We start from the raw sequence: 8507 nt of genomic DNA, 5'->3' as shown, positions 1-8507 counted from the left end.
GTTATTGTTAGGTACTACATACCCGTTTTTTACTTAAAGGTGTTTTTTTATTTGTCTCACTCTATGGGGTCAGTCCCGAATGTCTCGAGGCTTTTTCCCTATACATAGACGATGATGCGTTTGAAAGATGTAATTAAACTGGTCACTATACCGGAGCATACAACAATGAATAATGAATAAATAGCTGTATCGTTTTGAAGCAGTAAAATACCTGAAATAATAATAGATGCGTCAATTACTAAAATAATGATGCCAGGATTTAAAGATAACCATTTCGCAAGTATCAGAGAAAATAAGTCGACCCCGCCTTGACTTGCGTGCTGCCGGAGCATGATGCCGGTTCCGATTCCGTTAAAAACACCTCCAAGGCAAGCGCTTAAGATAATGGGAAGGTGAAAAATCCCATGAAGCGGAAACAGCAAATCAATCATCACGGCTGAGAGAACCATGCCATAGATAGCATTTAAAAAATAAGAGCGGTTAAAACCTAGAGCGAGAAGGTAAATAGGGAAGTTTAAGCAAAAAATCATCACGCCTACTTTATAGCCAAGTAAATAATTAAGAATTAAGCTAATTCCCGTAATGCCTCCTGTTACAAGCTGAAGCGGAAGAATAAAAACGTTAATTCCAATACTAACAAACACACTGCCAATTCCAATTGCAATTAATTTTTTATACATGCTGTCTCATCCTTGTCTCTGAATCTCTTTATATGTATATGAAGACAAGCAGAGTTTCAGCACAAAGACCGCTTCAGAAACCATAATGAACGGATTAAATATATGCAAAGGAAGCTGTTTTAAAATGCAAATGTGTTGCATAAACATGTTTCACCATAGACAATAAGAACTAATGAAGAAGGTAAATGGAGGAGAAAAAATTGATCGTTCGAAAAGCTAGAGAAGAAGAAACATCATCTATTGAAACAGTGACGCTTGCTGCTTATGAGCAATATGCAGCTGTAAAATCAGAAGCACACTGGAAAAGATATCGAAAGGGAATTTTACATACCCTGAGTGAAGAAAAGAAATTTGAGTGCATTGTAGCTGAAATCGATGGAGAAATGGCAGGAAGCGTTTTGTTTTATCCGCCGAATACGGATGTATACGGAGGGTTGTTAAAGCCATTTCCATGGGCCGAAATTCGTCTGCTGGCAGTTGCTCCGACGCATCGCCGAAAAGGAGTCGCCAACGCGCTTCTTGAAGCGTGTGAAAAAAAATCTCGGGAGCTAGGGTGTTCTTATTTAGGTTTACATACAGATCATTCAATGGAACATGCCATTAAGCTGTACACTAAAAGAGGTTACGTTCGCTTTCCTGATAACGATTTTTATCCGGTAAAAGATTTGCATGTTATGGCATTTAGAAAATCAGTTTAATAAAAAAGCCTTTGAAATCAATGATTTCAAAGGCTTTTTTGAGATTCTGAATTTAAAATGACAAAAGCGAGAAAAAGAATAGCAGAAGCTAGCCAAACTGCTTTTGTCCCCAGGGTGAAAGTAGAAATAGAACCTAACAATGCCCCGCTCAAAAAAGAGAGGATAATGGCGGTAAAACGAAGGCACTGATAAGCAGCGTTTTCATCGCGTTTGAATATAGCATAGTATGCTGCTTGAGAAGCAGTACGAAGGTTTCCGGTCGTCATGGTTGTATTATATGACCATTTTATCAAAGTTCTAAATGAAGAAACTTGAAGAGCAGCAACAAATGAAATTGTTACTGTAACCAACATATTAGGAACACTAGACGGTAAAAAACCAACGATAATGAGTACGACAATTTCTAAAAGCAATACGATACGAGAAGTATCAGGGAGTACAGATACAAATCGCGGCTGCTTAAATGTTTCGGTTACAGCAACACCTAGGATAAAGGCTACAATAGGGGGAATATGAAGAAAAGCTTCTGTCCATTGACCTTGCGCTGCCTTTACACCTAATAAGACGATATTTCCACTTTGTGCATTTGCGAATACTCCGTTTCTGCTTATATACGTATAAGCATCAAGAAAACCTCCCACAATAGCTAACAAAATTCCAAGAATAACTGAATTTGCCGTTGCAGCTTTTTTGAATCGTTTCGTTAATTGTAAAAAGTAAGATGATTTATTTGTGAGCATGTCTTCTTTCTGCCTCCTGAAAATCTAAGGTGCATTATCTAGTATAAGCAAAAGAGAAACTTTTCTTCAATTACTGTGATTTCATAGAAAAAAGATAGGGGAGGTCCCTATCTTTTTTGTAAGTTATATAACGTGACGATTCCAGTGGCGGTGAGCTGAAATAGCTTCAATAAATTCATCTGTAAAGCGTGTAGTTTCTCCAGTTACGACACCGGGACTGCTATCTAAACCAGCAGCTTTTAGCCACTTAACACCTTCATCCGTCGCGCCAATTGGTTTAAAATGCTCGAATGCTTCTTGAGCAAATGTCAGTGCTTCTTTACGAAACTTCTCATCAGCCGACGCGCTTCCGACAACATAAACCGCATCGAATAAAACAGAATCACTTGTTAAGAACGTGTGCTGTACTTCAAGTTCTGACCCGTCTGTTCCTTTTACGTTTTTGAGGGTTGTGCTTACAATTTCAGGCTGAATGCCCTGTTGTTTTAAATTGTTTAACACCTGTGGTAGGTCACTGCTAAAGTCATTAGCTGCAATGACAGCTACTTTACGCGTATTCGGCTTTTTAATCGTCTGTTCCTGACTAAGAGCCGGAGATGACTTGGTCACTGGCGCCTCTTCTCCTGATGGAGACGTTGCACCAATCGCTTGTGCTACTTGTCTAGCTAGCACTGTACTGACGTTGGCAAACATATCAACGACCTGCTGCTGAACAGACTTGCTTTTCACTTTTCCAAGCTCAAAGCTGAAAGCACTGATAATATGCTCTTTTTCAGGATCGCTCATGCTATTCCAAAATAGCGTTGCCTGTGAAAAGTGGTCTTTAAAACTTTCGCTTCGGCTTCGAACTTTTCTTCCTTCCACTTTTTCTTGATAGTGAGCATAACCGCCCTCTGACTCTGGTACAGGAGCCGGGGTATTGGCTGCAAGAGAGTTTCTGTGATAGCTGACAGGCCCTTTGTTAATCGTTTGACGTCCGTAACCGTCTCGTTGATTGTTATGAAACGGGCATACTGGACGGTTGATTGGAAGTTCGTGAAAATTCGGACCGCCAAGACGAATAAGCTGGGTATCCGTGTATGAAAACAATCTTCCTTGTAAGAGAGGATCATTGGAAAAATCAATTCCCGGTACCACATGTCCCGGATGGAATGCGACTTGTTCCGTTTCGGCAAATACGTTGTCTACATTTCGATTTAAGGTCATTTTTCCAACCAATTTGACGGGAATGTCTTCTTCAGGCCAAAGCTTAGTTGGATCGAGAATGTCAAAGTCGAATTTAAATTCATCTTCCTCATCTATGATTTGAATACCTAGCTCATATTCAGGATAGTCTCCGTTTTCAATCGATTCCCATAAATCGCGGCGATGAAAATCCGGGTCTTTCCCAGAAATTGTTTGAGCCTCGTCCCAAACAAGGGAATGCGTTCCGAGCACAGGCTTCCAGTGAAATTTGACAAAATGAGCTTTTCCTTCTGCATTAACTAAGCGAAAAGTATGTACGCCGAAGCCTTCCATCATACGCAAACTGCGTGGAATTGCACGGTCTGACATTGACCACATGACCATGTGAGCAGACTCTTGGTTATTGGCGACAAAATCCCAAAACGTATCGTGTGCTGAAGCCGCCTGCGGCATTTCGTTGTGAGGCTCAGGCTTAACAGCGTGAATTAAATCCGGAAATTTAATCGCATCTTGGATAAAGAACACGGGAATGTTATTTCCAACTAAGTCATAGTTTCCTTCTTCTGTATAAAATTTTGTTGCAAAACCACGGGCGTCGCGCACCGTTTCAGCTGAACCTTTAGAACCTGCTACAGTAGAAAAACGGACAAATACAGGTGTTTTTACAGATGGATTCTGTAAAAATTTAGCTTTTGTATATTCACTGAGAGAGTCATACAGTTCAAATTCTCCGTGAGCAGCGAAGCCTCGTGCATGAACGATGCGTTCAGGAATGCGCTCGTGGTCAAAATGCGTCATTTTTTCACGGAAATGAAAGTCTTCCATAAGGGTTGGACCACGTTCACCTGCTTTTAAAGAAAATTCATCTTCGGAAAGCTTTAACCCTTGATTGGTTGTGAGCGCTTGGTTTCGATCATCTGTTTTAAACTGCTCGAGCTGTTCTTGCTTGCTTTTTTCATTTACAGAGTGCTTTTTTGTCATACCTGTCTTCCTCCTTGATCTTCAGTTAATAATCATTACAAAATGTGTACCCTATCAAAAGTTGAAGCAAACAGAAATGTTGGAATTTTTTCGTAGGAAATCCGTTATTTTCTTGTTATGATTATGAATAAGTATTCATAAATAAGAAAATAAAAGGAGAGGGGATACATAGATGAAAACACGGGTAACAGATTTATTAGGAATTCAATATCCAATTGTACAAGGAGGTCTGGCTTATTTAGCGTACGCAGAACTTGCTGCTGCTGTCTCAAATGCAGGAGGTCTTGGACAAATTACAGCTATGACGCTCCGAACACCTGAGAAACTTCGAGCTGAAATTAAGAAAGTACGTTCTTTAACTGAGCGTCCTTTTGGCGTTAATTTTGCTGTTGGAGGTCAAACAGAAGGTTCTTATAAAGAACTTCTCGACGTAGCAGTAGAAGAAGGTGTGCCGGTTGTTTCCATAACAGGAGCAAATCCCGCACCTATTTTTGAGAGATTAAAAGGAACAGGAATTAAAACGCTCGTGCTTGTAGCCAACGTGCGTCAAGCTCAAAAAGCTGAGAAGTTAGGAGCAGATGCTGTCATGGCAGTGGGGCAAGAAGCAGGAGGACATATCGGACGTGAGGATCTCGGCACAATGGTACTAATTCCTCGAGTAGCTGCGGCTGTGTCAATTCCGGTCCTGGCCAGCGGAGGGATTGGAAACGGCCAAGGATTATTGGCGGCGTTATCATTAGGCGCTGAAGGAATTGAAATGGGAACACGTTTTATCGCGACAAAAGAATGTGTAGATGCCCACGATGCGTATAAACAAGCTATTGTAGAAGCAAAAGAAACCGATACTGTGGTTATTAAACGTTCGTTCGGAGCACCTGGACGCGTATTGAAGTCCCACTACACTCTTGACATTATCGAGCGTGAGCAGCAAGGAGAGAGGTACGAAGAGTTAAAAGACGTCATTAGCGGAGTAGCAAACTGCCGGTATATTTATGAAAATAAAATCGATGAAGGCTATGGGTGGGCAGGTCAAGTCGTTGGACTGATTGATAGTATCCCAACGGTGCAAGAGCTTTTTGACAGTATGATAGAAGAAGCAGAAGCTAGTTCTAAACGACTGCTGAGTATAGTGGAAAAGAAGTAGAGATACAAGCCGTCATACTGCAGCAATTATTCGCATATTTATAATCTATATCTCTAAATGAGGTGAGAGAATGAAAAGGATGCGAGCATTTGCTATTATGACGTTTTTAGTAGTAGGTTCAGGGTATGCAGTTTTTACTAAAAAAGAAGAAGTTTCCAAGACTCAGCAAGCACAAGTGTACGAAGAAGCAAAGCCTGTTATTAAACAAATGGACAAACTGGATATTTGGCATAAAATCAGCAGCGGTTTAACTGAAGCGGGCTATGAATCAAGGGGCGTGAATTCTTCCCTTTACTCAAAAGACAGAGTAGAGCTGGATGTGTATATGGAGCCTTCCATTTCAGCTGATGCCAAAACGCAAGAAACGATTAAACAAATCGTATATAAAATACTCGAAGAAAATAAGTTTCAGCAAAAGGCCTTTCATGTAACAATTAAATTCCTGCCCGAAAAACAAGCAAAATAGACTTGTCTCGGCCAGGAAATTTTTTGTTAAAATGCTTTTTCATTGGCTGCTGGAATACTCTCTGGGAGAGAAATTTCAGCGTTTTTGGGCTGATATGCAATTTTTCCGTCCAGCACATCATTTGCTTTTTGTAGATCTAATAAATTTTCCCATCGTGCGATAATAAAAGCAGCTACCGCATAACCAATAATATTAACTGTGGTCCGGTAATTACCCATAAAGCGATCAGGAGCGAGCATCAGAGCCACGGCTGCTACCGGAATGGATCCGGTTGCTGCTGCGGTAGCCGAGAGAGCAACAAAAGCTGATCCTGGAATACCAGCCATTCCTTTAGACGTAAGAAGAAGAACACCAAGCATTAAAAGCTGATCAGTAAGGCTCAAATCCACGCCTGTTGCTTGTGCTAAAAAGACGAGGGCAAGAGACAAGTAAATGGAAGCACCGTCTAGATTAAACGAATAGCCCGTAGGCACAACAAGGCCCACGACTGCTTTGTTGCATCCTGCTTGTTCGAATTTATCCATGAGCTGCGGCATAACGGCTTCAGTGGAACCCGTAGCAAATGCCAGCATAATTTCTTCTCGTATATATAGAATGACTTTCCACAAACTTAATTTTAAATAGATTCGTAAAATAACAGCTAAAACAAGAACAAATGCTAGACAGGCAATTGTCATAGCGATAAATAGCTTTCCGAATGCAGCAAGTGTTCCAAGACCGTACTGACTAACTGCGAATGCCATGGCACTAAAGGTGGCAAAAGCCGTTAATTTCATAATGTATCCCATAATTTTAAACAACACATCATTTACTTTTTCCAATACATTTAAAAGTGTCTCTGCTGTTTTTCCACCTATATGAACAAGCGCGATGCCAAACAAACAAGAAATTAAAAGCACTTGAAGCATGGAGTTGCTTGAAAAAGCACCAACTGCACTGTCTGGAATCATATTAAGAAAAAAATCACCTTCACTCGGAAGTTCGGAGCCGTTTGTCTTCGCGTCCACTTCGCTTGTGCTTAAGCTTGAAGGATCAACATTCATACCGGTGCCGGGGTTCATTACGTTTGCTACTAATAGACCGATCAATAGAGCGAATGTTGTGACAATTTCGAAGTAAAGAATGGTTTTTCCGCCGATACGCCCAACTGTTTTAATGTTTCCAACCTTGGCAATTCCAACAACGACTACTCCAAAAATAAGAGGAGCAATCAGCATTTTGATAAGCTTAATAAAACCGTCTCCAATCGGTTTCACAGCATTTCCAAAGCTTGGCCATAGATATCCTATGGCTATGCCAAGTACAATTGCCATCATAATTTGAAAGAAAACACCTTTATAAAAAGGTTTTTGCTTACTTTTTGCTGCTGTTTGTGTCATGTGTTCTCCCTTCGTCATACAATTTTTTGGATATCACAACAGATGTTATGTTTTTTTACATTTTAACGTAAGGTTGTTTGAGGTGTCATTGGTCTCTTTGACTAAAATTCAATAAAAATATTAGTTGAAGTGTATAAGAAGGGAAGGGAAGTGGTTTAAAACATTATTATTTTTAATGTAGATCTTTAAAAAAACTAATAAAAAGCACATGCAAAGGCATGTGCTTTTATTTGTTAAATTAATTTAATTCCGCTAATTAGAATGATGGTTGCCATAATGGCTTGAAGCGGTCTTGAAGGCACTTTCGTTGATAAACGGCTTCCGATTAACACACCTGGAATAGATCCAGTTAATAGGTTAGCAGTCAACATGTAATCCACGCTTCCAAAGCTTGCATTTAAAATACCAGCCACCGTAACGAGAAGAAACGCATGTGCAATATCAGTTCCAACCAGCTCAGATGTTTTTAGCTTAAATAAGTACAGCATCGCAATCGCAAATAATGAGCCTGAGCCAATCGATGTTAGTCCGACAATGAATCCAAAGACTACGCCAATTCCGATTGTTAATCCTTTTTTCTGATTTAAGTCCATTTCCTGAAATCGGTTGGGACGAATTAATTTATCAAAAAAGACGCGAAAGATAATTGAAATGGCAACCAGCGTCATGACATATCCAAGAGCGTGCTTAATAATCGTTTCTTGATGCTCGTGAAAAGATGGAAATGCATGAAGTGTGACAATAGCCAGCACAGCGCTCGGAATACTTCCGAAGGCTAAATATTTTGCTAATTTAAAGTTAATGGTTCGCTGTTTGTAGTGCTGAGCGACTCCGAATAATTTTGTGATAGAATTGTAGACAAGATCTGTTCCTACGGCAATGGAAGGGTTAATGCCGAGTACAATCAGTAAAGGTGTTAATAAAGCGGCACCTCCAACCCCAGTTAAGCCTACAAGGGTTCCAACGAATAATCCCATTAAGGTAATTGATAGTTCCATATTTCGTCCTCCTACTCTCAAAACCAAGTACATTGATCTGATTATAGAGCATTGTAACTCATATGTAAATAAAATTCTGAATATTTTTAGTGAAGTTGAAAAGGTTTTCTTAGCCTTCACTATTTTAGGGAACGGACGATAAAGTCATAGGAAGTTATAAAAAAGTAAATAGAATACGTTTATTTATCTATGATTACGCTCTAATTTGTGTTACAAATGTAAATGCAATAAAAGAG

The 8507-nt window shown here is 39.9% G+C and carries 8 protein-coding genes; 3 read left to right on the top strand and 5 right to left on the bottom strand.

What is annotated here, in order from left to right; all coding sequences use genetic code 11:
• Positions 1 to 98 precede the first annotated feature (98 nt).
• A complete protein-coding gene (locus ACFX4G_RS21355; RefSeq protein ID WP_043978354.1) occupies positions 99 to 680 on the bottom strand; it encodes a YitT family protein in 582 nt (193 codons plus the stop codon).
• 200 nt (positions 681 to 880) lie between these two features.
• On the opposite strand from ACFX4G_RS21355, the gene ACFX4G_RS21350 reads away from it, so the two are divergent.
• Complete coding sequence (locus tag ACFX4G_RS21350; RefSeq protein ID WP_043978356.1) at positions 881 to 1378, top strand: GNAT family N-acetyltransferase; 498 nt, start codon at positions 881 to 883, stop codon at positions 1376 to 1378.
• A gap of 26 nt (positions 1379 to 1404) precedes the next feature.
• Here ACFX4G_RS21350 and ACFX4G_RS21345 read toward each other — a convergent pair whose 3' ends face one another.
• Positions 1405 to 2118 (bottom strand): YoaK family protein, encoded by a 714-nt coding sequence (locus tag ACFX4G_RS21345; protein WP_013058628.1) that lies wholly within the window; start codon positions 2116 to 2118, stop codon positions 1405 to 1407.
• 123 nt (positions 2119 to 2241) lie between these two features.
• The gene (locus tag ACFX4G_RS21340) at positions 2242 to 4284 is read right to left on the bottom strand and encodes a catalase (RefSeq protein ID WP_377576701.1); all 2043 of its coding nucleotides are present in this window, start codon (positions 4282 to 4284) and stop codon (positions 2242 to 2244) included.
• A gap of 172 nt (positions 4285 to 4456) precedes the next feature.
• Here ACFX4G_RS21340 and ACFX4G_RS21335 point away from each other — a divergent pair, with 172 nt between their 5' ends.
• Both ACFX4G_RS21335 and ACFX4G_RS21330 read left to right on the top strand, forming a co-directional pair.
• On the top strand, positions 4457 to 5428 hold the full coding sequence (locus tag ACFX4G_RS21335; protein ID WP_230184483.1) for an NAD(P)H-dependent flavin oxidoreductase: 972 nt from the start codon (positions 4457 to 4459) through the stop codon (positions 5426 to 5428).
• Positions 5429 to 5498: 70 nt separating this feature from the next.
• Positions 5499 to 5894 (top strand): hypothetical protein, encoded by a 396-nt coding sequence (locus tag ACFX4G_RS21330; protein ID WP_377576697.1) that lies wholly within the window; start codon positions 5499 to 5501, stop codon positions 5892 to 5894.
• A gap of 26 nt (positions 5895 to 5920) precedes the next feature.
• Here the strand turns inward: ACFX4G_RS21330 and ACFX4G_RS21325 are convergent, their stop codons facing one another.
• Together ACFX4G_RS21325 and ACFX4G_RS21320 are read right to left on the bottom strand one after the other, a co-directional pair.
• The gene (locus ACFX4G_RS21325; RefSeq protein WP_377576694.1) at positions 5921 to 7273 is read right to left on the bottom strand and encodes a cation:dicarboxylate symporter family transporter; all 1353 of its coding nucleotides are present in this window, start codon (positions 7271 to 7273) and stop codon (positions 5921 to 5923) included.
• 233 nt (positions 7274 to 7506) lie between these two features.
• Positions 7507 to 8271, bottom strand: a complete 765-nt coding sequence (locus ACFX4G_RS21320; protein WP_025750122.1) for a sulfite exporter TauE/SafE family protein — start codon at positions 8269 to 8271, stop codon at positions 7507 to 7509.
• Positions 8272 to 8507: the final 236 nt, after the last annotated feature.

It is taken from the genome of Priestia sp. YIM B13486, from assembly GCF_042787865.1.
Lineage (GTDB): Bacteria > Bacillota > Bacilli > Bacillales > Bacillaceae_H > Priestia > Priestia megaterium.
Note: the sequence above shows the minus strand (reverse complement) of the source record. Positions and strands in the feature narration are given on the sequence as shown.